This window comes from Bacillus sp. FSL K6-1000 (assembly GCF_038630785.1).
Lineage (GTDB): Bacteria > Bacillota > Bacilli > Bacillales > Bacillaceae > Bacillus > Bacillus safensis.
This window is the reverse complement of sequence record NZ_CP152042.1, coordinates 1,841,342-1,867,905: the sequence shown is the minus strand read 5'-3', so window position 1 is coordinate 1,867,905 and position 26,564 is coordinate 1,841,342. Positions and strand designations below refer to the sequence as shown.

The 26,564-nt window shown below is 47.1% G+C and carries 22 protein-coding genes and 1 pseudogene; 9 read left to right on the top strand and 14 right to left on the bottom strand.

The window, feature by feature from the left end; translation table 11 throughout:
- The first annotated feature begins 163 nt into the window (after positions 1 to 163).
- From MHI46_RS09450 to MHI46_RS09430, 5 genes are all read left to right on the top strand, one after another.
- Positions 164 to 865, top strand: a complete 702-nt coding sequence (locus tag MHI46_RS09450; RefSeq protein WP_039179181.1) for a DUF421 domain-containing protein — start codon at positions 164 to 166, stop codon at positions 863 to 865.
- A gap of 88 nt (positions 866 to 953) precedes the next feature.
- Entirely contained in the window at positions 954 to 1,928 is a 975-nt protein-coding gene (locus tag MHI46_RS09445) for a pectinesterase family protein (RefSeq protein WP_342503239.1), read from the top strand.
- A 126-nt stretch (positions 1,929 to 2,054) separates the two neighbouring features.
- A complete protein-coding gene (gene dacB / locus MHI46_RS09440; protein WP_342503238.1) occupies positions 2,055 to 3,539 on the top strand; it encodes a D-alanyl-D-alanine carboxypeptidase/D-alanyl-D-alanine-endopeptidase in 1,485 nt (494 codons plus the stop codon).
- Positions 3,540 to 3,564: 25 nt separating this feature from the next.
- Positions 3,565 to 4,932 carry an MATE family efflux transporter gene (locus MHI46_RS09435; protein WP_342503237.1) on the top strand — a complete coding sequence of 456 codons (1,368 nt, stop codon included), beginning with the start codon at positions 3,565 to 3,567 and terminating at the stop codon, positions 4,930 to 4,932.
- A 64-nt stretch (positions 4,933 to 4,996) separates the two neighbouring features.
- On the top strand, positions 4,997 to 5,557 hold the full coding sequence (locus MHI46_RS09430) for a CatB-related O-acetyltransferase (RefSeq protein WP_251180368.1): 561 nt from the start codon (positions 4,997 to 4,999) through the stop codon (positions 5,555 to 5,557).
- A gap of 20 nt (positions 5,558 to 5,577) precedes the next feature.
- Here the strand turns inward: MHI46_RS09430 and MHI46_RS09425 are convergent, their stop codons facing one another.
- The 7 genes and pseudogenes from MHI46_RS09425 to MHI46_RS09395 all read right to left on the bottom strand — a co-directional run bounded on the left by MHI46_RS09425 (position 5,578) and on the right by MHI46_RS09395 (position 14,233).
- Complete coding sequence (locus tag MHI46_RS09425) at positions 5,578 to 6,036, bottom strand: collagen-like triple helix repeat-containing protein (RefSeq protein WP_189292450.1); 459 nt, start codon at positions 6,034 to 6,036, stop codon at positions 5,578 to 5,580.
- 761 nt (positions 6,037 to 6,797) lie between these two features.
- Complete coding sequence (locus tag MHI46_RS09420) at positions 6,798 to 7,262, bottom strand: hypothetical protein (RefSeq protein WP_342503268.1); 465 nt, start codon at positions 7,260 to 7,262, stop codon at positions 6,798 to 6,800.
- A gap of 912 nt (positions 7,263 to 8,174) precedes the next feature.
- Positions 8,175 to 8,648, bottom strand: coding sequence for a hypothetical protein (locus MHI46_RS09415; protein WP_342503267.1), 474 nt, complete (start codon positions 8,646 to 8,648; stop codon positions 8,175 to 8,177).
- Between the two features lie 909 nt (positions 8,649 to 9,557).
- Entirely contained in the window at positions 9,558 to 10,031 is a 474-nt protein-coding gene (locus MHI46_RS09410; protein ID WP_342503267.1) for a hypothetical protein, read from the bottom strand.
- A 33-nt stretch (positions 10,032 to 10,064) separates the two neighbouring features.
- A pseudogene (locus tag MHI46_RS09405) lies at positions 10,065 to 13,367 on the bottom strand (hypothetical protein); the annotation flags it as partial.
- A 140-nt stretch (positions 13,368 to 13,507) separates the two neighbouring features.
- Positions 13,508 to 13,918 (bottom strand): hypothetical protein, encoded by a 411-nt coding sequence (locus MHI46_RS09400; protein ID WP_342503266.1) that lies wholly within the window; start codon positions 13,916 to 13,918, stop codon positions 13,508 to 13,510.
- Positions 13,919 to 14,029: 111 nt separating this feature from the next.
- Positions 14,030 to 14,233 (bottom strand): hypothetical protein, encoded by a 204-nt coding sequence (locus MHI46_RS09395; protein ID WP_342503265.1) that lies wholly within the window; start codon positions 14,231 to 14,233, stop codon positions 14,030 to 14,032.
- 798 nt (positions 14,234 to 15,031) lie between these two features.
- Here MHI46_RS09395 and MHI46_RS09390 point away from each other — a divergent pair.
- Positions 15,032 to 16,051: an LLM class flavin-dependent oxidoreductase gene (locus MHI46_RS09390; protein ID WP_047203393.1), complete on the top strand. Its 1,020-nt coding sequence runs from the start codon at positions 15,032 to 15,034 to the stop codon at positions 16,049 to 16,051.
- A gap of 38 nt (positions 16,052 to 16,089) precedes the next feature.
- On the opposite strand, the gene MHI46_RS09385 is transcribed toward MHI46_RS09390, so the two are convergent.
- Entirely contained in the window at positions 16,090 to 16,710 is a 621-nt protein-coding gene (locus tag MHI46_RS09385; RefSeq protein ID WP_024425703.1) for a GPR1/FUN34/YaaH family transporter, read from the bottom strand.
- A gap of 142 nt (positions 16,711 to 16,852) precedes the next feature.
- Between MHI46_RS09385 and MHI46_RS09380 the strand changes: the two genes are divergently transcribed.
- The gene (locus tag MHI46_RS09380) at positions 16,853 to 17,674 is read left to right on the top strand and encodes a uroporphyrinogen-III synthase (protein WP_039179165.1); all 822 of its coding nucleotides are present in this window, start codon (positions 16,853 to 16,855) and stop codon (positions 17,672 to 17,674) included.
- 38 nt (positions 17,675 to 17,712) lie between these two features.
- On the opposite strand, the gene MHI46_RS09375 is transcribed toward MHI46_RS09380, so the two are convergent.
- Positions 17,713 to 18,315, bottom strand: coding sequence for a DedA family protein (locus MHI46_RS09375; protein ID WP_039179163.1), 603 nt, complete (start codon positions 18,313 to 18,315; stop codon positions 17,713 to 17,715).
- A gap of 324 nt (positions 18,316 to 18,639) precedes the next feature.
- Between MHI46_RS09375 and MHI46_RS09370 the strand changes: the two genes are divergently transcribed.
- A complete protein-coding gene (locus MHI46_RS09370) occupies positions 18,640 to 18,870 on the top strand; it encodes an excisionase family DNA-binding protein (protein ID WP_039179160.1) in 231 nt (76 codons plus the stop codon).
- A gap of 488 nt (positions 18,871 to 19,358) precedes the next feature.
- Positions 19,359 to 19,994 carry a hypothetical protein gene (locus MHI46_RS09365; protein WP_342503236.1) on the top strand — a complete coding sequence of 212 codons (636 nt, stop codon included), beginning with the start codon at positions 19,359 to 19,361 and terminating at the stop codon, positions 19,992 to 19,994.
- A gap of 6 nt (positions 19,995 to 20,000) precedes the next feature.
- Here MHI46_RS09365 and MHI46_RS09360 read toward each other — a convergent pair whose 3' ends face one another.
- From MHI46_RS09360 to glcD, 5 genes are all read right to left on the bottom strand, one after another.
- A complete protein-coding gene (locus MHI46_RS09360; RefSeq protein WP_342503235.1) occupies positions 20,001 to 21,101 on the bottom strand; it encodes a Ger(x)C family spore germination protein in 1,101 nt (366 codons plus the stop codon).
- Entirely contained in the window at positions 21,098 to 22,198 is a 1,101-nt protein-coding gene (locus MHI46_RS09355; protein ID WP_342503234.1) for a GerAB/ArcD/ProY family transporter, read from the bottom strand. The genes MHI46_RS09360 and MHI46_RS09355 overlap by 4 nt, the downstream gene beginning before the upstream one ends.
- Before the next feature lie 12 nt (positions 22,199 to 22,210).
- Positions 22,211 to 23,695: a spore germination protein gene (locus MHI46_RS09350; RefSeq protein WP_058838611.1), complete on the bottom strand. Its 1,485-nt coding sequence runs from the start codon at positions 23,693 to 23,695 to the stop codon at positions 22,211 to 22,213.
- Positions 23,696 to 23,767: 72 nt separating this feature from the next.
- Complete coding sequence (locus MHI46_RS09345) at positions 23,768 to 25,111, bottom strand: (Fe-S)-binding protein (RefSeq protein WP_039179150.1); 1,344 nt, start codon at positions 25,109 to 25,111, stop codon at positions 23,768 to 23,770.
- Positions 25,108 to 26,517: a glycolate oxidase subunit GlcD gene (gene glcD / locus MHI46_RS09340; RefSeq protein WP_039179147.1), complete on the bottom strand. Its 1,410-nt coding sequence runs from the start codon at positions 26,515 to 26,517 to the stop codon at positions 25,108 to 25,110. Before glcD ends, MHI46_RS09345 begins: the two co-directional genes overlap by 4 nt.
- Positions 26,518 to 26,564: the final 47 nt, after the last annotated feature.

Here is a 26,564-nt window from a genome sequence, read left to right as displayed (position 1 = left end):
TGTTACAATATAAAGAAAAGCCATGACCGAAGTGTGGTCATGGCTTTTTATGTATTGGAGATAGAGATGAAGAATGATGCATTGATGGAAATGACGAACACGTTTAGATCCCTCCTTTCATGTATATGCTGTTATAAATGCAGTAAGAAAGGAAGGAACTTTTGTGCCGTTCGTTAATATTTTGACTGAACTCTTCATTGGATTTTTTGCTTTATTTTTAATTACAAAATTATTAGGAAAAACACAATTTGCACAAATCACACCGTTTGATTTCATTTCTGCACTTATTTTAGGCGAAATGGTCGGAAACGCCATTTTTGACCCAGAAGTCAAGATTCAGCACATTTTATTTGCTGTTGCGGTATGGGGCGTTCTCATTTATACAGTTGAATGGCTTTCACAGCGCTTTAAGTCCATTCGTGCGTTTTTAGAAGGAAGACCTACGCTTGTGATTGATAAGGGGAAAATTCACTACAACCGGTTGAAGAGGAATATGCTTGATATCAATCAGCTGCAGACACTGGTTCGCGCAAAAGGCCATTTTGCCCTGAATGAAATTGAATATGCCATACTGGAAACTGACGGATCTGTCAGTGTTCTTCCAAAAATGAAATACGCACCAGCCACAGCAGAAGATGTGAACGTGAAGGGAAAAGAAGTCAAATTGCCTAGAACGTTTATTATTGACGGCGAAATTTTAAAAGATGATTTACAAGAAGCTGGCTTTGATGAATCCTGGCTGAGTGATCAATTAAAAAAGCAGCATATTTCCTCTTATCGAGACGTTCTCTTTTGTGAATGGATTGAAAATGAAGGAATTTATGCAATGCAATATGAAAAATCTAAAAAAACATCCACAACATAAAAACGTGGGTGTTTTTTTGCGCGTGTATGGAATAGGATCAAAAAGAATGTTTGATGAAAACGTTCACAAAATGAGGAGGAGATATGTGATGAAATGTAGAAACGTATGGATTGTCATGGTCTTGTCTTTATTTCTTTTTGACCCAGCTTCACTTCAAGCAGCAGAAGCAGGGCATAACCGCGTCCTTGTCGTTGATCAAAAGGGAAGCGGGGCATACCGCACCGTTCAGTCTGCCATTGATGCGATTCCAGCAAACAATCAACAGCGGACAACGATCTATATTAAAAATGGCGTATATAGAGAAAAAATTTTGCTTCCGCAAAATAAACCACACGTATCTTTTATCGGTGAAAACCAGCACAAGACGATCCTTACGTATGATGACACCAATGCAAGCACTGGGAGTACAACCAATAGCTCAAGCACAATGATTCGTGCAAACGATTTTTATGCAGAAAATATTACCTTCCAAAATACAGCTGGAAGACATGCTGGTCAGGCGGTGGCGCTGTATGTGTCTGGAGACCGCGCTGTGTTCAAACAAATACGTGTGTTAGGCTATCAAGATACACTTTATGCAACAGGCACAGGGCGGCAATATTATGAAAACTGCTATATCGAGGGCACGGTCGATTTTATTTTTGGATCAGCCACGGCTGTGTTTAAAAGAGCTGAAATAAAAAGCCTTGGAAATGGGTATATTACTGCAGCATCCACAACAGAAGCACAAAGGTACGGCTACGTATTCATAGATTCTACGTTGAAAAAGGGAACGGCAGTTGCGCAATCGGTTTATTTAGGACGTCCGTGGAGACCTTATTCGGCTGTGACATTCCTCCATACAAAAATGGATGACCATATAAAAGCAGAGGGATGGCATAACTGGGATAACCGTGACAACGAAAGAACGGCCAGGTATAAAGAATTTGGATCGACAGGAGCAGGGAGCAGTCCAGCAAACCGCGTAAAATGGTCAACTATTTTAACCAATAACGAAGCAAGTCAGATCACGGTTCAAGCAGTTCTTGGCGGAGCCGATGGTTGGAATCCAGAAAACAGGTAAAGGGCTTGTCAGTTTTCGTCAAAGAAAGCTGACTTTTCTGTTTAAAAAACCTTTGAGAACAAACGTTCTTTTGTGTATAATGAACATATTCTTCTAAATTTGGCGGCTACAATAAGGAGGGATTACGTGAAGCGTTTTTCACAGCTCATGTTTTTACAAATATGTATCCTGTCGATTTTATTTCTTCCTTTTTCAGCGAAAGATGAACAGCTCACAGCTCGTGACGATTCACTGGCTTGGATGACCGCTTTAGACGAACTCATACGAACAGCACCTGATTTAGAGGGCGCGATCTCTGGCATCAGCGTCCGCGATACTTCTGACAACTCTCTTCTTTATGAACATCAAGCCGATATTCGTCTTACTCCTGCTTCTAATATGAAACTGCTCACATCAGCCATCGCACTTGATATACTTGGAGAAACACACACATTCCCTACAGACATCTGGATGGATGGTTCCATTCAAAAGAAAACGTTACATGGCAGCCTTTATCTTCGCGGCACCGGCGATCCGACTTTATTAGAGAAGGATTTTGCAGCACTTGCCAAACAAGTCAAAAGGGCCGGAATACATACCATTCGCGGACAGCTTGCGGCAGATGACACTTGGTTTGATGACACGAGATACTCCATTGATCTGCCTTGGAGTGATGAGGATCAATATTACGGGGCACAAATTTCTGCTCTCACGGCTTCACCGAATCAAGATTATGATGCAGGGACCGTAATTCTCGAAGTAAAACCAGGAAAAAAAGCAGGACAGAAAGCCGCATATGAGATGATCCCGAAGACGGATGTCGCTCAAGTCATCAATCAAGTGAAAACAGTTCCTGAAGGCGGAAAAAAGAAAATCTCTTTTAAGCGTTCTCACGGAACCAACAAGATTACGTTAACTGGGACCATTCCGGTTAAAGCAAGCTCATCTAAACAATGGGTCGCTTTATGGGATCCGGCCGCCTATGCTTTAGACTTAATGAAACGAGCGTTAAAGGCGGAAGGCATTCAAGTAAAAGGACCACTGAAAGCAAAACAAGTTCCTAAAAAAGCCAAAAAAATCGCCTCCCATACATCGATGCCATTATCAGAGCTGCTCGTTCCTATGATGAAATTAAGCAACAATACACATGCAGAAATTTTGCTAAAGGAACTAGGCAAAAAAGTGAAGAACAAAGGGAGCTTTGAAGCTGGGCTGGACGTCATGAATGAACGGCTTCCTGCGTTTGGCATCGATCCTTCGCTTGCAGTTTTGCGTGACGGATCGGGGATATCACCTATTAACCTTGTCTCTGCTAACCAGTTCACTTTATTTTTGACAAACATTCAAAAGGAAAAATGGTTTAAAACCTATGAACATGCGCTCCCTTTAGCAGGGGCGAGTGAACGAATGGTGGGGGGCACGTTAAGGAACAGATTGAAAGAACCAGCTACACTAGAAAAAGTACGTGCAAAAACAGGGTTGTTAACAACGGTCAGCACACTATCTGGATATATTGACACGCAGGGCGGAAAAACGCTCGCTTTTTCCATCTTGTTAAATCACCTTGTTGATGACGAAAAAGGGAAAGAGATAGAAGACCGTATTGTCAGCATATTAGCTGAGAATCTTTAGATTTAGAGAGAGAAGGAGAACCACCATGACGTTAGATAACAATCAATCTTTAGTAAAAACCATGTCCATTTTTCTCATCCCGCTTTTGCTAAGCAATATTTTGCAATCGATCGGACAGTTAGTGTCCATTGTTCTTGTCGGAAGATGGATTGGAGAGGATGCAGTAGCTGCCATTTCTGCATTCTTTCCGCTTTTCTTTTTGCTCGTTTCTTTTTCCATTGGAATTGGATCGGGAAGCTCGATCCTTATTGGACAGGCGTATGGAGCAAAAAATGAACAGAAATTAAAAGAAATCATTGGCACAACGCTTTCATTCACTTTTTTGATTGGCGTCTCTTTAGCGATCATTGGAGGTTTTTTCGCAACAGACATCTTAAACCTCATGGGAACACCTGCTAATATCGTGGAGGAAAGTGCGGCTTACGCCAGAATTTTATTCATCTCAATGCCGATCTTATTTCTTTATTTTGTTTATACAACATTCTTGCGGGGAACAGGGGATTCGAAAACACCTTTTTATTTCTTAATGATTAGTACGGCAACGAATATTCTGATGCTGCCCATTTTATTATTTGGCTGGCTGGGACTACCGGCGTTCGGCTTATATGGCGCTGCGTATGCTTCAGTGATTTCAACAATTGTGACGTTTATCATTCTACATATCTACTTATATAAGACAAAACATCCACTTCGTATTGATGCATCGGTGAGAAAGCATTTATTGATGAAAGGGGATCTATTAAAAACGTTATTAAAGCTCAGTATCCCATCAAGCATTAATATGATCCTTATTTCTTTATCAGAAATTGCCGTTATTTCTTTCGTCAACGATTATGGATCACAGGCGACAGCTGCCTATGGTGTTGTCAATCAAGTCGTGAGTTATGTGCAGATGCCGGCAGTGAGTCTTGGCATTGCGGTCTCAATCTTTGCAGCACAATTCATTGGTGCAGGGAATATGAATCGACTGAAAGATGTCATTAAAATTGGGTTAGGACTTAACTTCGCCATAGGCGGATGTATCGTTATTTTCGTTTATATTTTTGCACCGCAGATTTTATCTATCTTTTTAACAGATCCTAAGACGATAGACATTGCCTATAGTTTGGTCGTCATTACACTATGGAGCTATCTCATTTTTGGAACGGCCCAAATTGTTGCAGCCACAATGAGAGCGAGCGGGACAGTTCTTTGGCCAACAATTTTTAGTATTTGTTCCATTTGGCTTGTAGAAGTACCAGTCGCTTATGTTCTATCCCATTATACATCCCTCGGCATTAAGGGAATATGGATTGGCTACCCTGCTGCGTTCTTTGTGAACTTACTCCTCCAATACAGCTACTATCAGCTCGTATGGAAGAAAAAACAAATTGTAGCGCTTGTTCAATCATAATGTGAAGGCGTAAAGTAGCATATACATACGAAGATCTATCACTTTTAAGGAGGCCGGATCTTCTATGTTTTTGAATCAAAGAAGTGAACTAAGCTCGTACAATATCGGTGACTTTTCTTATGCCGGACCAGATTTCCAAGTGCTGACATGGGGGGAAGGAACGACATTACATATTGGGAAGTTTTGTTCCATCGCAAACGAAGTGAAAATTTTTCTAGGCGGGGAACACCGTACAGATTGGGTCACAACGTATCCATTTAATCAAATTTTCAAAGAAGCTGCACATATTAAAGGACACCCAAAATCGAAGGGGGATGTTCATATTGGACATGACGTATGGATTGGATATGGTGCGACGATTATGTCCGGAGTATGTATAGGCAACGGGGCTGTGATAGGAGCAAATAGTGTGATCACAAAAGATGTGCCTCCATATGCAATAGCCGCAGGAAATCCCCAGCAGCTCATGAAATATCGATTTTCATCCGAATTAATCGAAAAACTGCAGTTATTAGAATGGTGGAATTTAGAGTTTTCAATCATCCAATCTGTTTTTCACCTTTTGCAATCTGATGATATTGAACAGTGTATAAATGTAATAGAAGACATAAAAAAGAAAGGCTGAAAAAGCCTTTCTTTTTTCGTTTAGCTTAGCCGTATAATGGTCAAGGCTGCTCCTGCAGCACCGCCCCCGCCAACTAAAATAGCTGTGACAACTGCCCCAAAAAACTGCAGTGAAATGGTGCTTCCAGCTGTTAAATTAACAATAACAGTGTTGTTGATAAATGAAGTTGAGATAACAGGTGATTGAACAGAACCAGAAATAGTAGTTGCTCCATTTAAAAGCAAACGTGTACTAATCAAAAGAGCTGTAGTGGTGTTGACTTGATACGTAATATAATATTTACCAGTTTGCAGAACGGTAAAAACAGTACTTGTGCCGTTTGCCGTAAAACCAGTAATGTTTTGAAAGTTTGGCAGAGGAATATTCGTTCCACCGGCTACAGTAACAATGGTAGGTCCAGAACTATTAGCAGCATAAAGTGCAGTATCTGTAAAACCACCTGTTCCAGTAGCCCCAGTGACACCAGTAACACCTGTCACGCCAGTAGGACCAGTTGCACCTGTAATGCCTGTGGCGCCGGTAGCTCCAGTGATACCTGTGGCACCGGTAGGACCAGTAGTCCCAGTAATACCAGTGGCACCAGTAGGTCCAGTAACTCCAGTAATACCAGTAGGTCCAGTAACTCCAGTAATACCAGTGGCACCGGTAGGTCCGGTAGCCCCAGTAATACCCGTTGCGCCGGTAGAACCAGTTGCACCTGTAATGCCTGTGGCGCCGGTAGCTCCGGTGCTGCCCGTTGCCCCGGTAGGACCAGTAGCCCCAGTAATACCAGTGGCACCGGTAGGTCCGGTAGCCCCAGTAATACCCGTAGCGCCGGTAGGACCAGTAGCCCCAGTAATACCAGTGGCACCAGTAGGTCCAGTAACTCCAGTAATACCAGTAATACCAGTAGCTCCGGTGATGCCCGTTGCGCCCGTATCTCCAGTAGCACCGGTAATACCAGTGGCACCGGTAGGTCCGGTAGCCCCAGTAATACCCGTAGCGCCGGTAGAACCAGTTGCACCTGTAATGCCTGTGGCGCCGGTAGCTCCAGTGCTGCCCGTTGCCCCGGTAGGTCCGGTATTTCCAGTGACACCCGTCGTCCCGGTAGGTCCGGTATCTCCAGTGCTACCTGTGACGCCAGTAGGACCAGTAGCTCCAGTGACACCTGTAGCGCCAGTAGGACCAGTATCTCCAGTGACACCCGTAGCACCGGTAGGTCCAGTAGCTCCGGTAGAGCCAGTAACTCCAGTGATACCCGTTACGCCAGTAGGTCCAGTAGCTCCGGTGATGCCCGTTGCGCCAGTAGGTCCAGTATCTCCAGTAATACCCGTAGCGCCAGTAGGTCCGGTATCTCCAGTGACACCCGTAGCACCGGTAGAACCAGTATCTCCAGTAATACCCGTAGCGCCAGTATCTCCAGTGACACCCGTAGCACCGGTAGGTCCGGTATCTCCAGTAATGCCAGTTGCCCCGGTAGGTCCAGTATCTCCAGTGGCACCCGTAGCGCCAGTAGGTCCGGTATCTCCAGTGCTACCCGTAGCGCCAGTAGGACCAGTAGGTCCGGTGCTGCCCGTAGCGCCAGTAGGACCAGTATCTCCAGTGCTACCCGTAGCGCCAGTAGTTCCGGTATCTCCAGTGACACCCGTAGCACCGGTAGAACCAGTAGCTCCAGTAATACCAGTGGCCCCGGTAGGTCCAGTGGCTCCGGTAATACCCGTCGCACCAGTAGAACCAGTATCTCCAGTGCTACCCGTTACGCCAGTAGGACCAGTAGCTCCGGTGATACCCGTGGCGCCGGTAGGTCCGGTATCTCCAGTGCTACCTGTGACGCCAGTAGGCCCAGTATCTCCAGTGACACCTGTAGCGCCAGTAGGACCAGTAGGACCAGTATCTCCAGTGCTACCCGTTGCGCCGGTAGGACCCGTTGGTCCAGTAATACCAGTTGCCCCGGTAGGACCAGTGGCTCCGGTAATACCCGTCGCACCAGTAGGACCGGTATCTCCAGTGCTACCCGTAGCACCGGTAGGTCCGGTATCTCCAGTGCTACCTGTGACGCCGGTAGGCCCAGTATCTCCGGTGCTGCCTGTGATACCAGTAGGACCCGTTGGTCCAGTAATACCAGTTGCCCCTGTAAGTCCAGTGGCTCCGGTGCTACCCGTGGCGCCCGTATCTCCAGTAGCACCGGTAATACCAGTGGCACCCGTAGCGCCAGTAGGTCCGGTATCTCCAGTAATGCCAGTGGCCCCGGTAGGTCCAGTATCTCCAGTGGCACCCGTAACGCCAGTAGGTCCGGTATCTCCAGTAATGCCAGTGGCCCCGGTAGGTCCAGTATCTCCAGTGGCACCCGTAACGCCAGTAGGTCCGGTATCTCCAGTGCTACCCGTAGCGCCAGTAGGACCAGTAGCTCCAGTGCTGCCCGTTGCCCCGGTAGTTCCGGTATCTCCAGTGACACCCGTAGCACCGGTAGGACCAGTAGCTCCGGTAGAGCCAGTAACTCCAGTGACACCCGTCGTACCGGTAGAACCAGTAGCTCCGGTAATACCCGTTACGCCAGTAGGTCCGGTATCTCCAGTGACACCCGTAGCACCGGTAGGTCCAGTAGCTCCGGTAGAGCCAGTAACTCCAGTGATACCCGTTACGCCAGTAGGTCCAGTATCTCCGGTGATGCCCGTTGCGCCAGTAGGTCCAGTATCTCCAGTAATACCCGTAGCGCCAGTAGTTCCGGTATCTCCAGTGACACCCGTAGCACCGGTAGAACCAGTATCTCCAGTAATACCCGTAGCGCCAGTAGTTCCGGTATCTCCAGTGACACCCGTAGCACCGGTAGGTCCGGTATCTCCAGTAATGCCAGTTGCCCCGGTAGGTCCAGTATCTCCAGTGGCACCCGTAGCGCCAGTAGGTCCGGTATCTCCAGTGCTACCCGTAGCGCCAGTAGGACCAGTAGGTCCGGTGCTGCCCGTAGCGCCAGTAGGACCAGTATCTCCAGTGCTACCCGTAGCGCCAGTAGTTCCGGTATCTCCAGTGACACCCGTAGCACCGGTAGAACCAGTAGCTCCAGTAATACCAGTGGCCCCGGTAGGTCCAGTGGCTCCGGTAATACCCGTCGCACCAGTAGAACCAGTATCTCCAGTGCTACCCGTTACGCCAGTAGGACCAGTAGCTCCGGTGATACCCGTGGCGCCGGTAGGTCCGGTATCTCCAGTGCTACCTGTGACGCCAGTAGGCCCAGTATCTCCAGTGACACCTGTAGCGCCAGTAGGACCAGTAGGACCAGTATCTCCAGTGCTACCCGTTGCGCCGGTAGGACCCGTTGGTCCAGTAATACCAGTTGCCCCGGTAGGACCAGTGGCTCCGGTAATACCCGTCGCACCAGTAGGACCGGTATCTCCAGTGCTACCCGTAGCACCGGTAGGTCCGGTATCTCCAGTGCTACCTGTGACGCCGGTAGGCCCAGTATCTCCGGTGCTGCCTGTGATACCAGTAGGACCCGTTGGTCCAGTAATACCAGTTGCCCCTGTAAGTCCAGTGGCTCCGGTGCTACCCGTGGCGCCCGTATCTCCAGTAGCACCGGTAATACCAGTGGCACCCGTAGCGCCAGTAGGTCCGGTATCTCCAGTAATGCCAGTGGCCCCGGTAGGTCCAGTATCTCCAGTGGCACCCGTAACGCCAGTAGGTCCGGTATCTCCAGTAATGCCAGTGGCCCCGGTAGGTCCAGTATCTCCAGTGGCACCCGTAACGCCAGTAGGTCCGGTATCTCCAGTGCTACTAGCGCCAGTAGGACCAGTAGCTCCAGTGCTGCCCGTTGCCCCGGTAGTTCCGGTATCTCCAGTGACACCCGTAGCACCGGTAGGACCAGTAGCTCCGGTAGAGCCAGTAACTCCAGTGACACCCGTCGTACCGGTAGAACCAGTAGCTCCGGTAATACCCGTTACGCCAGTAGGTCCGGTATCTCCAGTGACACCCGTAGCACCGGTAGGTCCAGTAGCTCCGGTAGAGCCAGTAACTCCAGTGATACCCGTTACGCCAGTAGGTCCAGTATCTCCGGTGATGCCCGTTGCGCCAGTAGGTCCAGTATCTCCAGTAATACCCGTAGCGCCAGTAGTTCCGGTATCTCCAGTGACACCCGTAGCACCGGTAGAACCAGTATCTCCAGTAATACCCGTAGCGCCAGTAGTTCCGGTATCTCCAGTGACACCCGTAGCACCGGTAGGTCCGGTATCTCCAGTAATGCCAGTTGCCCCGGTAGGTCCAGTATCTCCAGTGGCACCCGTAGCGCCAGTAGGTCCGGTATCTCCAGTGCTACCCGTAGCGCCAGTAGGACCAGTAGGTCCGGTGCTGCCCGTAGCGCCAGTAGGACCAGTATCTCCAGTGCTACCCGTAGCGCCAGTAGTTCCGGTATCTCCAGTGACACCCGTAGCACCGGTAGAACCAGTAGCTCCAGTAATACCAGTGGCCCCGGTAGGTCCAGTGGCTCCGGTAATACCCGTCGCACCAGTAGAACCAGTATCTCCAGTGCTACCCGTTACGCCAGTAGGACCAGTAGCTCCGGTGATACCCGTGGCGCCGGTAGGTCCGGTATCTCCAGTGCTACCTGTGACGCCAGTAGGCCCAGTATCTCCAGTGACACCTGTAGCGCCAGTAGGACCAGTAGCTCCAGTGCTACCCGTTGCGCCGGTAGGACCCGTTGGTCCAGTAATACCAGTTGCCCCGGTAGGACCAGTGGCTCCGGTAATACCCGTCGCACCAGTAGGACCGGTATCTCCAGTGCACCCGTAGCACCGGTAGGTCCGGTATCTCCAGTGCTACCTGTGACGCCGGTAGGCCCAGTATCTCCGGTATCTCCAGTGACACCCGTAGCACCGGTAGGACCAGTATCTCCGGTAGAGCCAGTAACTCCAGTGACACCCGTCGTACCGGTAGAACCAGTAGCTCCGGTAATACCCGTTACGCCAGTAGGACCAGTATCTCCGGTGATGCCCGTTGCCCCGGTAGTTCCGGTATTTCCAGTGACACCCGTAGCACCGGTAGGCCCAGTATCTCCGGTGATGCCTGTGACACCAGTAGGACCCGTTGGTCCAGTAATACCAGTTGCCCCTGTAAGTCCAGTGGCTCCGGTGCTACCCGTGGCGCCCGTATCTCCAGTAGCACCGGTAATACCAGTGGCACCCGTAGCGCCAGTAGGTCCGGTATCTCCAGTAATGCCAGTGGCCCCGGTAGGTCCAGTATCTCCAGTGCTACCCGTAGCGCCAGTAGGACCAGTATCTCCAGTGCTACCCGTAGCGCCAGTAGGACCAGTAGCTCCAGTGCTGCCCGTTGCACCGGTAGGTCCGGTATCTCCAGTGCTACCTGTGACGCCGGTAGGCCCAGTATCTCCGGTGCTGCCTGTGATACCAGTAGGACCCGTTGGTCCAGTAATACCAGTTGCCCCGGTGCTACCCGTAGCGCCAGTAGAACCAGTATCTCCAGTGCTACCCGTAGCGCCAGTAGGTCCGGTATCTCCAGTAATGCCAGTGGCCCCGGTAGGTCCAGTATCTCCAGTGGCACCCGTAACGCCAGTAGGTCCGGTATCTCCAGTGCTACCCGTAGCGCCAGTAGGACCAGTAGCTCCAGTGCTGCCCGTTGCCCCGGTAGTTCCGGTATCTCCAGTGACACCCGTAGCACCAGTATCTCCAGTGGCACCCGTAACGCCAGTAGGACCAGTAGCTCCGGTGATGCCTGTGACACCAGTAGGACCCGTTGGTCCAGTAATACCAGTTGCCCCTGTAAGTCCAGTGGCTCCGGTGCTACCCGTTGCGCCCGTATCTCCAGTAGCACCGGTAATACCAGTGGCACCCGTAGCGCCAGTAGGTCCGGTAACTCCAGTGACACCCGTCGTACCGGTAGAACCAGTAGCTCCGGTGATGCCCGTTGCCCCGGTAGGACCGGTAGGTCCAGTGACACCCGTCGTACCGGTAGAACCAGTATCTCCGGTAATACCCGTTACGCCAGTAGGTCCAGTATCTCCGGTGATGCCCGTTGCGCCAGTAGGTCCAGTATCTCCAGTAATACCCGTAGCGCCAGTAGTTCCGGTATCTCCAGTGACACCCGTAGCACCGGTAGAACCAGTAGCTCCAGTAATACCCGTAGCGCCAGTATCTCCAGTGACACCCGTAGCACCGGTAGGTCCGGTATCTCCAGTAATGCCAGTTGCCCCGGTAGGTCCAGTATCTCCAGTGGCACCCGTAGCGCCAGTAGGTCCGGTATCTCCAGTAATGCCAGTGGCCCCGGTAGGTCCAGTATCTCCAGTGGCACCCGTAACGCCAGTAGGTCCGGTATCTCCAGTGCTACCCGTAGCGCCAGTAGGACCAGTAGCTCCAGTGCTGCCCGTTGCCCCGGTAGTTCCGGTATCTCCAGTGACACCCGTAGCACCAGTATCTCCAGTGGCACCCGTAACGCCAGTAGGACCAGTAGCTCCGGTGATGCCTGTGACACCAGTAGGACCCGTTGGTCCAGTAATACCAGTTGCCCCTGTAAGTCCAGTGGCTCCGGTGCTACCCGTTGCGCCCGTATCTCCAGTAGCACCGGTAATACCAGTGGCACCCGTAGCGCCAGTAGGTCCGGTAACTCCAGTGACACCCGTCGTACCGGTAGAACCAGTATCTCCGGTAATACCCGTTACGCCAGTAGGTCCAGTGACACCCGTCGTACCGGTAGAACCAGTATCTCCGGTAATACCCGTTACGCCAGTAGGTCCAGTATCTCCGGTGATGCCCGTTGCGCCAGTAGGTCCAGTATCTCCAGTAATACCCGTAGCGCCAGTAGTTCCGGTATCTCCAGTGACACCCGTAGCACCGGTAGAACCAGTAGCTCCAGTAATACCCGTAGCGCCAGTATCTCCAGTGACACCCGTAGCACCGGTAGGTCCGGTATCTCCAGTAATGCCAGTTGCCCCGGTAGGTCCAGTATCTCCAGTGGCACCCGTAGCGCCAGTAGGTCCGGTATCTCCAGTGCTACCCGTAGCGCCAGTAGGACCAGTAGGTCCGGTGCTGCCCGTAGCGCCAGTAGGACCAGTATCTCCAGTGCTACCCGTAGCGCCAGTAGTTCCGGTATCTCCAGTGACACCCGTAGCACCGGTAGAACCAGTAGCTCCAGTAATACCAGTGGCCCCGGTAGGTCCAGTGGCTCCGGTAATACCCGTCGCACCAGTAGAACCAGTATCTCCAGTGCTACCCGTTACGCCAGTAGGACCAGTAGCTCCGGTGATACCCGTGGCGCCGGTAGGTCCGGTATCTCCAGTGCTACCTGTGACGCCAGTAGGTCCGGTATCTCCAGTGCTACCCGTAGCGCCAGTAGGACCAGTAGCTCCAGTGATGCCCGTTGCCCCGGTAGGACCGGTAGGTCCAGTGACACCCGTAGCTCCGGTAGAACCAGTAGCTCCAGTAATACCAGTTGCACCGGTAGGTCCAGTGGCTCCGGTAATACCCGTCGCACCGGTAGGTCCGGTATCTCCAGTGCTACCTGTGACGCCGGTAGGACCAGTATCTCCGGTGATTCCTGTGATACCAGTAGGACCCGTTGGTCCAGTAATACCAGTTGCCCCTGTAAGTCCAGTGGATCCGGTGCTACCCGTTGCGCCCGTATCTCCAGTAGCACCGGTAATACCAGTGGCACCCGTAGCGCCAGTAGGTCCGGTATCTCCAGTGCTACCCGTAGCGCCAGTAGGACCAGTATCTCCGGTGCTGCCCGTAGCGCCAGTAGGTCCAGTATCTCCAGTAATACCCGTAGCGCCAGTAGGTCCGGTATCTCCAGTGACACCCGTAGCACCGGTAGAACCAGTATCTCCAGTAATACCCGTAGCGCCAGTATCTCCAGTGACACCCGTAGCGCCAGTAGGACCAGTATCTCCGGTGCTGCCCGTTGCGCCAGTAGAACCAGTAGCTCCGGTGATACCCGTTGCGCCGGTAGAGCCAGTAACTCCAGTGCTACCCGTTACGCCAGTAGAACCAGTAGCTCCGGTGATACCCGTAGCGCCAGTAGGACCAGTAACTCCAGTGACACCCGTTGCCCCGGTAGAGCCAGTAACTCCAGTGCTACCCGTCGCACCGGTAGGACCAGTAATACCAGTAGCGCCGGTAGGACCAGTGGCTCCAGTGACACCCGTAGCGCCGGTAGGACCAGTGGCTCCGGTAATACCCGTAGCGCCAGTAGGGCCAGTAACTCCAGTGACACCCGTTGCCCCGGTAGAGCCAGTAACTCCAGTGCTACCCGTCGCACCGGTAGGACCAGTAATACCAGTAGCGCCGGTAGGACCAGTGGCTCCAGTGACACCCGTAGCGCCGGTAGGACCAGTGGCTCCGGTAATACCCGTAGCGCCAGTAGGGCCGGTATCTCCAGTGACACCCGTAGCGCCAGTAGGACCGGTTGATCCAGTGATACCCGTTACGCCAGTAGGACCAGTATCTCCAGTGACACCCGTTGCGCCGGTAGAGCCAGTAACTCCAGTGCTACCCGTTACGCCAGTAGGACCAGTATCTCCAGTGACACCCGTAGCGCCAGTAGCTCCAGTAGCACCGGTAATACCAGTGGCACCCGTAGCGCCGGTATCTCCAGTGCTACCTGTGACGCCAGTAGGACCCGTTGGTCCAGTGCTACCTGTAGCCCCGGTAGAACCAGTATCTCCAGTAATACCCGTAGCACCTGCAGGTCCAGTTTCACCTGGTGCTGCTAAAAGTGTGTAATCTGGCGACGTATCTGGCGTACCTGAAGGTGGTGAAGAATTCACAAGATAAGTACCCCCACCATAAGTGACCACTTGCCCTACTGAATATGTTGGTGCCGTTACAGGATCATAGGATTCAACACCACTTAATCCGATCCCAGTAGGACCCGTAGGCCCAGTTTCTCCAGAAGCAGCCAAAAGGGTATAGTCGGGGGAAAGTCCAGGTATTCCTGATGGAGCGTCAACATTGGCAATGTAAGTACTGCCATCAAACGTGACCACTTGCCCTGCATCGTAATCTTGTGATTGTGAGGGATTAAAAGGAATAGCGCCGGTTAACCCGCCAGCTGGTCCAGTAGGTCCGGTTGGTCCGGGGGGACCTGCTGGGCCTGCCGGGCCTCTTGGTCCAGCTCTTTGATTTGGTTTTGATTGCTTTATTCCTTTTGCAATGTGGCAGGGGTGATCCCCTTGAGATATATTTTGTTTTATATATTCTTGTTTAATGAATGGACAGTCTCTTTTTCGAGGACGGTCATGACGTGATCTTTTGTAATGAGGCTGTTCATGGTATTTACCGCAAAAGGGACATTTGTGTTCGAATTGATTGTACAAATTGCCCATCTCCTAGAATTGATATTTCATTCTATGTGCAAATTTTTAAATTGGAAGTAAAACCTAAAAAATCATCATTTCGAAAATCATCGAATCAAATTATTTAAATCTTTCATGGATTTATGTTATGGTGTTGAAAGTATAAAATAGTATGATATTTGACAGAAATGGGGACATCATTTATGAGTCAATCAGTTTTACAGGGCAAAGCCTATTCCGTTTTAAATTTATCCTCTGTGACAGAAGGAGGCACCATTAAAGAATCTTTTGATCGTAGCATGGATTTAGCAAAAAAGGCGGAGAAGTGGGGCTATCATAGATACTGGCTGGCAGAACACCATAACATGGAAGGGGTTGCGAGCTCTGCAACGTCCGTTTTAATTGGATATATTGCGGGAGGAACAGAAAAAATTCGAGTAGGATCTGGTGGGATTATGCTGCCAAATCACTCTTCACTTGTCATAGCCGAACAATTTGGCACACTTGAGACATTGTATCCGGGGAGAATTGATTTAGGTCTTGGCCGAGCACCAGGGACGGATCAGTTAACAGCAAGAGCGCTTAGACGTAATCTTCATAACGGAGAAGATTTCCCTGAGCAGCTTGAAGAACTGATGCAATATTTCAAGCCGACCGGTCAGGTTAAAAAACATGTAAGAGCTGTTCCAGGAGAAGGGCTAGACATTCCAATTTGGCTCCTTGGTTCAAGTGGTTTTAGCGCCAGACTTGCAGGAGAACTTGGACTGCCATTTGCCTTTGCAGCACATTTCTCACCTAAAAATACAATTCCTGCGTTAGAATTGTACAGACAGTCATTTAGACCTTCTGATGTGTTAAAAGAGCCTTATGCCATGGTTGGTGTGACGGTTTTTGCTGCAGATCAAACTGAGCGTGCTGAATATTTGGCAACCTCTCATTATCAGCGGTTTTTAAGTCTCATTCGCAATACACCAGGAAAACTGAAAGCGCCTGTCGACAGCATGGACGGTCTTTGGAGTCCATATGAAAAGGCGATGGTGGATGAACAATTAAGCTCGACTATCATTGGGGATAAAGAAAAGGTGAAAACAGAATTAGAAGCCTTTATTGAAGCTACTCAAGCTGATGAAGTGATGATTAATTCGGATATGTTTGACCATCAAGAAAGAATGCGTTCGTATGAAATTATCGGAGAGATCTTTCAAGAGGCACAAGAAAATTAAACATAAAAAAAGAACTGCACAGAGCAGTTCTTTTTTATTTATGCTTTTGTAAAAATGCGAAATGGTTGTCCAATTGGCAGAACAATACGGCCAAAATGTGTATTAAGGACAACAGCTGCAGAACCATAAAATGAAAGCAGGGAAATGATCAATTCTGCAATACCAGCCATGGTATGAGTGACATCGTACATCACACCAAAAGTGCTAAGGGAAAGACCAATGAATAAGAAATCAATAAAGACGAAAATCAAAAATAACACTTTATGTGTTTCCATTGCACCAATCGTCATAAACAAGCTGAAAATCAAATAACCAATAAACGCAAAGCCTAGCTGTTTTGGATCTGCTGCTCCCGCAAGCGTTTTCCCAAAAACGCCGGCTTGAATGAGCCAAGTCGTTCCAACGCCCATCCAGAAAAGACCGAATGCGCCAAAAGCAGTGGCTCCAAAAATATTATGATGCTTTGAATCTTGTATGGACGCGATCAGCTGCGCGATTCCTCCAAGGAAGATAGCCCAAGGTAAAATAAGGGAAGTGCCATCTGTGATTCCTAGTTTTTGTGAGGACGCAACGAGCGTCACCATTGCTAAACCAAACAAACCAAGTGGTGTTGGGTCTGCAATTGATAATCGAATTGCTTGAACATTCTGTTTTTCCATAATGACCTCCTACAATTTGCACTTACAAAAGATACTCGAATTCGATAGAAACGTCAAGCTCTTTTTTAGTAGACACTTGCATCGTCTTCCAAATAAATCTATATTTAATACATATCAAATGTGATAGAAAAAGAGGGATAATATGAGTAAAGGCTTATCTGGGAAAACGATTGCCATTTGTGGAACGAGAAAAACAGAAGAAATGCGTACACTTGTCGAAAAACAAGGAGGACAAGCCGTTATTCGCTCTCTTCAAGGAACCGTATTTTTAGCAAAAGAAGAATTAAAGCCAGGCATAGAGACCTTTGTGAAACAAGGGGCAGACTGGGTCATCTTAACAACAGGCATCGGTACAGACACATTAATTGAGAGTGCCGAAGAGCTGCAGCTTGGTAATGAATTTATGAACATTCTATCAAATGCCCATATTGCTTCAAGAGGGTACAAAACCTTTGCTGCGCTGAAAAAACGCGGGATTCACCCGGAGGTCTCTGATGAAGACGGTACGGTTCGTGACTTAATTTCAAAACTTGAAGACAAGGAGTTTCAAGGCAAACGTGTAATGGTTCAGCTTCATGGTGAAAATGCACCAGCTCTCATTCAGTTTTTACATGACAAGGGGGCAGATGTTTTGCCGCTTTTACCATATCAGCACACACCACCTGAACCAGAGGCTGCTGAAACGCTTCTGCAAGAAATGAAAGATGGACAAGTTCATGCCGTCTGTTTTACAACCGCTGTCCAGGTTCACGCCTTTTTCAAACTGGCCGCAGAATGGGGCAGAAAAGAAGAATTGCAAGCATTATTCGAGCAGGACGTTCTGGCAGTAGCTGTTGGAAAAGTCACTGCTGAAGCTTTAAAAGAAGAAGGAATAGACCGAATTCTTGCCCCTTCACTTGAGAGAATGGGTGCAATGATTATAGAATTATCACAATATATGAAAAAACAATCAGCACACTCCTAAAAAAACGCCTTTCACCAGATCAGTGAAAGGCGTTTTTGTTAAATTGTCCGTTTTCGATTCGTCCGAATTTTTTTGAGTACAAAATAGAGAACAATCAGGACAATAGCAATGACCATAATAGGGGTTGTATAAGTATGAGCAACACTTTGAATATGATCCCATTTTGTCCCAAGCTGCATGCCAAGATAGATAAATAAAATAGACCAAGGGATGGCAGCTAATCCTGTCAAGAAAACAAATTTCAAAAAAGGCATCTTGGCAATACCTGCTGGAATCGAGATGGCATGGCGCACAACAGGGATAAAGCGCGCGGTAAACACTACACCGGTTCCATACCGGTCAAACCAGCGCTCTGCAGTCGCGATATGATGTTCATGGATGAATAAATACTTTCCATACTTTGTTAAAAAAGGTCTTCCGCCGTACAGACCGATCCAGTAAATAAAACACTGGGCGAGCGTACCACCGATGACGCCGGCAATAACAGCTCCAACAAAACCGATTGTGCCTGTTGACACCATATATCCGCCATAGGCAAGTACAATTTCACTCGGAATGATTTCAATCATCAGCCCTAGTGCTACACCTACATAACCAAGGCTTGTCAGCCAGGTTAAAATTTCATTAAAAAAGGTTCCCATTCATTTCACTCTGCCTTTAAATACGAATTTTCTTCAAGCATCCTTATAAGAGCCTATGCTTGTTTTGCTTTTCTCATGAGTATGCTTTCTATATATGCCAGCATGGCTTGCGGCTCATAAAGACACCACTGAACCGGGCTTTTTCACCAAGTCTATGTTGGCAAGCTCTCATCTAGCAGATTTTATCATACCATATTTGCCGGCATCTAGACGATCTACTTGCTATATGAAGAATGGTCACCAGAAAAGAGAATAGGCTGCATCCGTTTTTTCAGCAGATCATGATATAATTTGATAGATGAAACGAACGGGTGGTGCACAAGCATGTATTTAACAATCGCAGAAACAGCTGAATACTTGGAAGTATCAGAAGCGTATATTGAAAAATTGATCCAGCAAAAAAAGATCCGTTACGTATTTGACGGGGAATCTTATCTTATTTATCAAGGGCAGTTTCAAACGCATTTAAAGCAGCTCGAACAATATAAAGAGCTCGTCCAAGAGATCTTAAATGAACCGATTCCGGAAGACCCCGATGTAAAGGATGAAGATTAGAATATCTTTTCAATTGAATCAACATGGTTCAATGGCCGCGGATGATAGAAAGATTAATCTCTATTTCACCTCATGCTTTCTCGAATGATAAAAGCAGAATGATCATTCATTTGCAGGAAAAGGAAGTGGAATTTTTGGGGACAACTACTTTATGTGAAGCCTGTCAAAAAAATGAATTGGACATTTTAGAAGCGTCTGATGAACCGAAACAGCCTTATGAATTATGCCGTCAATGCCACGAAAGACTACTTACCTATTCATTACGGCCTATTGAATGGTAAAACCTAGCTGTTCTCCATTCTTCTAAACAATTTTTACTGCACGATGATTTTTATGGAGAGGACGGACAGGCTTTCCAATTAGAGGAGGATGTTGTCATCACCAAAAGTGAAAAAGCACCAACATTACAAGCGGTTAGGCGTGATTTTGTGTCTTTATTAGACTTTTCAATCACTAGATGGTTTCTTGAGGATGATGTCATCGTTGCTTTGAAACAGCACGATCAGCAAAGAATCTTGGATGCTGTTCAAAGTAGGTTTGATCAAACACATCATGTCGAAGTGAAATCGCGCATGTTAGAAATTACGGCTGATGTGTTAGGTACCTCTGCTGCTGGGTGGGTGAGGGAACTTTTGGATCAAGCTGATGAAGAATTTCTTTATCCGCTTTCGTGGGCAGCCGCCAGCAGTTTGCCAGTAGATGAGGGATTACAACGTACTCTAGATAAATTGAAATCTGTCAGTGAAAAAGAATTGCCGTTAGAGGCTTTTATTTGCCTGCACCGTTTCCGTTCTAATAAAATATTGGATTGGATGGAGTCAAATTGCACCCATTTTCACGATCAGTGGGGAAGGCTGGCAGCCGTGAGCTACCCAACCTGGGAGAGAATGAAATCTTGGCTAAACAAAGGAAGACCTTTCAGCTTAATTGCACTAGATACAATGGCAACCTGTGCAAAAGGGAATAGACCGGCTCTAGTGGAACAATATTCACCTAAAATCCTTAAAACTGATAAAAATGAAGTAGAAAAGATTTTAAATGAATATTATCAAAAAGATCATGTTCCACGAGTGAAAATGAAAGTGTCCAAAATCTTGGAGAACAAACAAGACATATTTGAATAAGCCTTTTTATTGGCTGACTCCCGTTTGAACAATTTTCATGTGGCATTTAACTTGTACATCTGCATCAGGATAAATGTTCTTCCATTTTTCTGGTGTCACTGCTTTGTCTTTTGATCTATACCTAAGGCCCAGCCCAAGAGGATCTATGTTTTGCTTTTTAAAGGATTGAACAAGGTCTTGTCCTTGCTGAGCGACACGTTTTTCTACTTCTTTTTCAACATGGTCCAATATAGAAGGTTTATCAATTTTTTTGGACTTCATGAATTCTTTTAATTCGCCTTTCAGCTTGATATCAATCATGATATGAGGCTTCTTTGTTAGGTTTTTCGTTGGTTTGATTCGGTAAGACACATGAGATTTGATATTTTCAATGACGACATGGGTCTTTGCTTGATCTGCCAATTGAAACTCATAGATGCCATTTTTATGATTTTCAATCATAGCTTTAAATGTGAACGTGTCTTTTCCAGGTATATGACTGACCATTTTTTCATGATCAAACAGAGCGACTCCTGTGATCTTGATGCCACCGTTTGTTTTCTTGATGTAAGGGAGGTATGCATCGACCCCTTTTGCCAGCATCTGATTCATAAAAATATGCTGATTGGTGACAGGTTCATTGCCATTTCGCATATTTTGGGTGAGCAGATCAGAGAGATATACACCTATATTTAAGTTCGTTTGATTCATTTTTGTGTATAATAACTCTTCCACTTCTCCGCCTACAATTGCAAACACTTGGCGTGAACCAATGATAGGATCACGATAAATATAATTCATTAAATCAATCATGCCGACTTCTTTTGCTAACTTTTCACTGACTAAAATAACGAGCACCTGGCCCATGACGACTGGAAAAGGCGATTTTTCTGATACAAGAAATTGAATATTGCTAATGGTGTTTGACCTTGCACTTAATATTTGATAACTTCCTTGTTCTTGACTTTTAAAGACAGGGAAGACAAAGAAGCCCTTCATTTCTCCATCTTCCAATAAATCAAATCCTGCCGCCTGAGAGATATTTAATTCATCTAAAAGGCGGGGCTCTGCACAGCTGGTTAACAAAAGACTACACAACATGAGGCCCGTAAGTATATAACGTTTCATGCTCGTTTTTTCCCCCTCCTTTTTTTCAGCATCAGTCCAATGACCATACAGACAATCAATCCATAGATCAGAATGAATCCACTAAATTCCACCCATTGATTAAAGGTTTCAAAAGAAGTTGCACTGGCAAAAAACGAAAACATGATCAGAATGAGGATGCTGAGCCCGATGAACGTGACGCGCTGGCTCGTATGAAGCATTTTTTTTGCCATTCGGCTCGCTGCCCATAATGGAATCGTGATATTAGGAATGATCAGAAGCAGCCAAAGAGACACTTCAATAAATTCAAAGCGCTGGATAAACGGAAGCTTCACAATGCTCGTTAACGTTAGCGTCGGCCATTTTGTTAATTTGAGCTGAGCACTTGAGTAATACGCTATAGAGACGAGAAAAGTGAGCAAGTTTAAGCATGTCGTAAATAATACCCCCATGTGAGCAAATTTTTGAGATGTCTGAGCTTGTTTAATAAAGGGATAATAGACAAGCAGCGTGCCAAAACCAAACATGGATAAGGATGCATCTTTGACTCCCACAAGCATTTGCGAAAATGTATGATCAAACATTGGGAACATGAAACGAATGTGACTATATTTCATGGCATAAAAACAAATAAACGTCATCCAATACGTCAGTACAATGCTAAAAAATGCCCAGCCAGCAATGGTTCTAAAGCCCCCAGTATGAATGTAATACTCAAGCAGCAGCAGTACAGATGCAAACAAAAGACCAGTGATTTCTTTAAACAGCCATACATGGATCACATCCATGTAATGGATAAGAACGGTCAGCGACAAAGAAGCAAAATATAAGATATAAAGAATGTTGAATAATTGCCCAATCCATTTGCCAAATACATATTGCGTGATATCACCAAATTCATCCGAAGGTGCCTTTTTAAACATCAAGTACATGAGAAAGATCATCACATTGACGCTCATGCCAGAAATCAAAATAGCGATCCATCCATCATTATTGATAGAACGAACAAGGTTTGTTTGAAAGTTTAAAATGCTGACACCGACTTGATTGGCATTGACGAGAAAAAACACAAAATAAGGAGATACTTGAAATTTCTCTTTGACAGAAGAAGAACTCATGCCTTCACTTCCTTATTCATAAAAATCATTTTTCCCCTTGCGGCCTTGCTTTGGCTTAGAGCGATGGATGGTTTCATTTTGCGGTCGTAAATTTTCCGGCCTTTTGTTCAAAAAACGGAGCTGAGGACGAATCAGACTGCCCTTTAAATCAGCAAGGCGCATTGGAAAAATAGGCTCTAAATATGGGCGGCCAATTGAAGTTAATTTCATTAAATGGGTGAGCAGAAAAGATCCCATCACAGCAATGCCTAATGCGCCCCAAACCTGTGCTGCGAGTAAAAAAGGGAATCTCAGCAGCCGAATGGTACTGCCCATTTTGTAAATAGGCGTGACAAATGAGGCGAGAGCAGACAGGGCAACAATAATGAGTAAAATATTGCTCGTTAAGCCTGCTGCTACAGCCGCCTGTCCAATGACAATCCCTCCAACAATCCCGAGCGTCTGCCCGACTTTAGCTGGGAGCCTTGACCCTGCTTCTCTTAGTAATTCAATCGAAGTCTCTAAAAATAGTGCCTCAATGATCGGAGGAAATGGAACAAGATAGCGCGAGGATACAATGGTTTCTAATAAATCCTTTGGGATCAGCTCATAATGAAAGGTTAAAACGGCGACATATAAAGGTGTCGCAAAAATGGAAAATATCACGGCAAATATGCGTAACAGCCTAAAGCAAGAAGCCGCAATCCACGACATATTGTAGTCTTCCATAGTGGAAAAATACTCAAGTAAAATAGTTGGGGCAAGCAAGACATGAGGCGAGCCATCCACTAATATGGCAATTTTCCCTTCTGATAAACCTGAAGACACACGGTCGGGTCTTTCTGTATTCAAAAACAACGGAAAAATCGTATTGGACACATCATAAAGCATTTGAGCGAGGTAATTCGCATCTAAAATCTGATCATAATCAACGTCCTCAATTCGCTGAAGAACCGTTTCGATGTTTTCTGGGTTAGCGATTTCTTCAATATATAACACGGCTACTTTTGTTTGAGAGAGCGTACCAACCGTCTTTTCCTCAACTTTCAGGTTAGGCGTCGGCAGCCGCCGCCTGACCAAATTTAAATTGGTATCTAAAACCTCCACAAATGCTTCCTGTGCACTGATAATGCCAAATTCAATCTCAGGCGGACCAACTTGTCTGCCTTTCTTTTCTTCAATCGGCAAAAGAAGCGTTTTGCCCCAATCTGTCTCTAGTCTAATGGCAATGCTGCCCCGGTGAAGGGCTTCTTCCACTTTTTGAAGATCGTTCGTGATGACAGCCTGCTCAATGGGAATTTGTTCTTTCAGCTCTTCAAGAGTAGGTGTCAGGTGCATTTGTTTGAGAGAGGGGAGAATTTGTTCATGTAGAAGATGTCCATTAATTAAAGATCGAAAAAAGGAAATCTTATACAGAAAATCTCCATTTCGAGACAGCTCATTTGTAAAATCAGCAGAACGTGACAATGCTTCAAATACTGAATTCGGGTCCTTTTGTTGTTTGTTTTTCTTCAGCATTTGGACCAGCTCCTTCGGCGATTTGGCTCTATTATCTAACCGATTGTCTAAAGATATGCATGAAAAAAGCGTTCAGCTTGATGGGCTGGACGCTTTTTTTCCATATTGAACGGCTTCTAATAATAAATCAGCTAGATGGACGGCACGCATGGTCGGCGAGTGCTCCGCGCGTTTGATGCCTGCTGCCATTTGCAGCTGACAGCCTGGATTAGACGTAACGATGGCAACAGCCTTTGTTTCCCTTGCTTCTGTCATTTTATGATCTAAAATTTGCATCGACATCTTTGGCTGCAAGATGTTGTAAATGCCAGCTGAGCCGCAGCACCGGCCCGAATCCTTCATTTCTTTAAATGATATGCCTTGAATGGCCTTCATCAGCACCCTTGGCGCATGCTGTACACCCATTCCGTTCCGCAAATGACAGGAATCTTGATAGGTGATGACCTGCTCTGGCAAAGCAAGCGGCATGCGGCGGTGAAATTCCAGCTCCACTAAAATGTCTGATATATCGGTGATTTTCTTTGAGAAGATTTCACTTCGTTTTTGAAAGTCCGGATCATCGTGAAGCAAATGATCGTAATCACTTAAAAAAGCACCACAACCGCCCGCATTCATGACTATGGCATCTGCATCTATCTTTTCAAATGCTTCAATATTCCGCTTTGCTAGCTGTTTCGCTTGCTCTTTTTCTCCGCTATGACCATGAAGCGCTCCGCAGCACGTCTGAATAGGAGGCACGATAACGTCACAGCCTGCCAGCTGCAAAAGCTGGATGGTCGCTTCGTTTGTGCTGGAAAAAACGGTGTCCATTAAACAGCCAGTAAAAAAGGCGACACGCTTACTTGCTGGGCCAGCGGCTTTGTATTCCGTCACACGGTTTTTCTGTTGACGAGGCACTTTTGGAAGCGCCTGTTCCATCAGTCGTAAGTGCGGTGGAAGCACCTTCAGCATGCCAGTTTTACGGGCGGCTGTTTGCAGACCAGATGTTTGATAAAATCGAAGTAGTCCTGCCGCTTGCCGCATTCGGCTCTGTGAAGGAAAGAGTCCTTTGAATACTGCACGTCTCACAAGTTTGACAGGGATTGATTGTTTTTTGTGCTGCTGAATGATGTCTCTTGCATCCTCAAGTAACCGGCCATATTTAACGCCGGAAGGGCAGACCGGTTCACATGCACGGCAGCCAAGACAAAGATTCAGTGAATGCTCGACATCTTCATCTGGCTCAATGACGCCGTCTCTCACCGCCTTCATTAAAGCAATTCGGCCGCGGGGAGAGTGTGTTTCTTGTTGCCCAGATTCAATATAAGTAGGGCAGGAAGGAAGGCAGAAGCCGCAGCGCATGCAATTGAGCAGCTCTTTTTCGTCCATTTGCTGCTGAAATGATTGCTGAATCTCTGTTTGTTTAGAGGAACTCATGAGACCACCACCCGCTTTCTTGCGGCTTTACCAAACACTTTATCAGGGTTCATCATATTTTCTGGGTCTAGCGCTTGTTTGATCGCTTTCATTGCTGCAATGCCTTCTTTTTTGACCTTTAGTTCCAAGTAAGGGGCTTTCATAAGACCCACACCATGTTCACCCGTAATGGTGCCGCCAAGTGAGACGGCTTTTTCAAAAATGGCCTGAAAGGCTTCCTCCACCCGTTTCATTTCTTCTTCATTTCTTGCATCTGCTGCACAAGTAGGGTGCAAATTGCCATCACCTGCATGACCGAATGTGCAGATTTTCACTTTGTACTCCTTCGCAATATCTTCGATTGCCCGCACCATGCTGGCAATTTCAGACCGAGGGACTGTGGCATCTTCTAAAATGGTCGTTGGGCTTAACCGGGCGAGAGCAGATAAAGCGGATCGTCTCGCTGTTAAAAGTGCATTTGCTTCTTCTTCAGAATGAGCGATATTCACTTCTTTTGCACCGTGCTGCTTACACACTTTTGCGATGCTCTGCATATCACGGGAAACCGCCTCAGGATGGCCGTCCTGTTCGATTAACAGCACCGCTTGAACGTCCGTCGGCAAACCGATTTTTGCAAAGTCTTCAACGACTTCCAGGGTCGGCTGATCCATAAATTCTAATGTGGCGGGGATGATACGCTCTGCAATAATCGCCGACACTGAAGCGGCTGCTTCCTCTAGGCTTTCATATAAGCAAAGCATCGTTTGTTTTGTTTCTGGAAGCGGCAAAAGCTTCAGCGTGGCTTCAGTGACAATCCCGAGTGTTCCTTCTGAACCTACGAACAAACGGGTCATATCATACCCGGCCACGTCCTTTGCAAGTTTGCCGCCTGTTTTCATAATGTCACCGTTTGGCAGAACCACTTCAAGTCCAAGTACATAATCTCTTGTCACGCCATATTTTAAGCCCCGGAGACCACCTGAATTTTCATTAATATTTCCGCCTAATGTAGAGATTTTCATAGAGCTTGGATCAGGTGGATAGAAGAGCCCTTTTGCCTCTACTTGGCGAATGAGTTCCTGTGTGATCAAACCAGGCTGCACCGTTGCTGTCAGGTTTTCTTCATCTATTTCTATTAATTGGTTCATTCTTGTAAACAGCAGCACAAGTCCGCCTTGTGTGGGACATGTACCTGCACAAAGGTTCGTTCCTGATCCTCTTGGCACGATCGGTATATGATATGAGGCGCAGAGCCGGACAATCTGCTGGATTTCCTCAGCCGTATGCGGGCTTACGATGACATCTGGCATCTGCTGAAAATTTGGTGTTGCATCATAAGAGTAGGCAAGCCGATCGGCTTTACTGTCCTGTACGTAAGGCGCACCAACAATCTTTTTCAATTGATTTAAAAATTCAGAATTTAACATGCGCATTCAACTCCTACTGATTAGACGTATCGTTTCTTTCAGTATAA

Bases quoted from the DNA above. Each gene is read 5' to 3' on its own strand.
- MHI46_RS09380 (WP_039179165.1), top strand. From the start codon at position 16,853: ATGAGTAAAGGCTTATCTGGGAAAACGATTGCCATTTGTGGAACGAGA.
- MHI46_RS09370 (WP_039179160.1), top strand. From the start codon at position 18,640: ATGTATTTAACAATCGCAGAAACAGCTGAATACTTGGAAGTATCAGAA.
- MHI46_RS09360 (WP_342503235.1), bottom strand. From the start codon at position 21,101: ATGAAACGTTATATACTTACGGGCCTCATGTTGTGTAGTCTTTTGTTA.
- MHI46_RS09355 (WP_342503234.1), bottom strand. From the start codon at position 22,198: ATGAGTTCTTCTTCTGTCAAAGAGAAATTTCAAGTATCTCCTTATTTT.
- MHI46_RS09385 (WP_024425703.1), bottom strand. From the start codon at position 16,710: ATGGAAAAACAGAATGTTCAAGCAATTCGATTATCAATTGCAGACCCA.
- MHI46_RS09435 (WP_342503237.1), top strand. From the start codon at position 3,565: ATGACGTTAGATAACAATCAATCTTTAGTAAAAACCATGTCCATTTTT.
- MHI46_RS09345 (WP_039179150.1), bottom strand. From the start codon at position 25,111: ATGAGTTCCTCTAAACAAACAGAGATTCAGCAATCATTTCAGCAGCAA.
- MHI46_RS09350 (WP_058838611.1), bottom strand. From the start codon at position 23,695: ATGCTGAAGAAAAACAAACAACAAAAGGACCCGAATTCAGTATTTGAA.
- MHI46_RS09445 (WP_342503239.1), top strand. From the start codon at position 954: ATGAAATGTAGAAACGTATGGATTGTCATGGTCTTGTCTTTATTTCTT.
- glcD (WP_039179147.1), bottom strand. From the start codon at position 26,517: ATGTTAAATTCTGAATTTTTAAATCAATTGAAAAAGATTGTTGGTGCG.
- MHI46_RS09375 (WP_039179163.1), bottom strand. From the start codon at position 18,315: ATGGGAACCTTTTTTAATGAAATTTTAACCTGGCTGACAAGCCTTGGT.
- MHI46_RS09430 (WP_251180368.1), top strand. From the start codon at position 4,997: ATGTTTTTGAATCAAAGAAGTGAACTAAGCTCGTACAATATCGGTGAC.
- MHI46_RS09390 (WP_047203393.1), top strand. From the start codon at position 15,032: ATGAGTCAATCAGTTTTACAGGGCAAAGCCTATTCCGTTTTAAATTTA.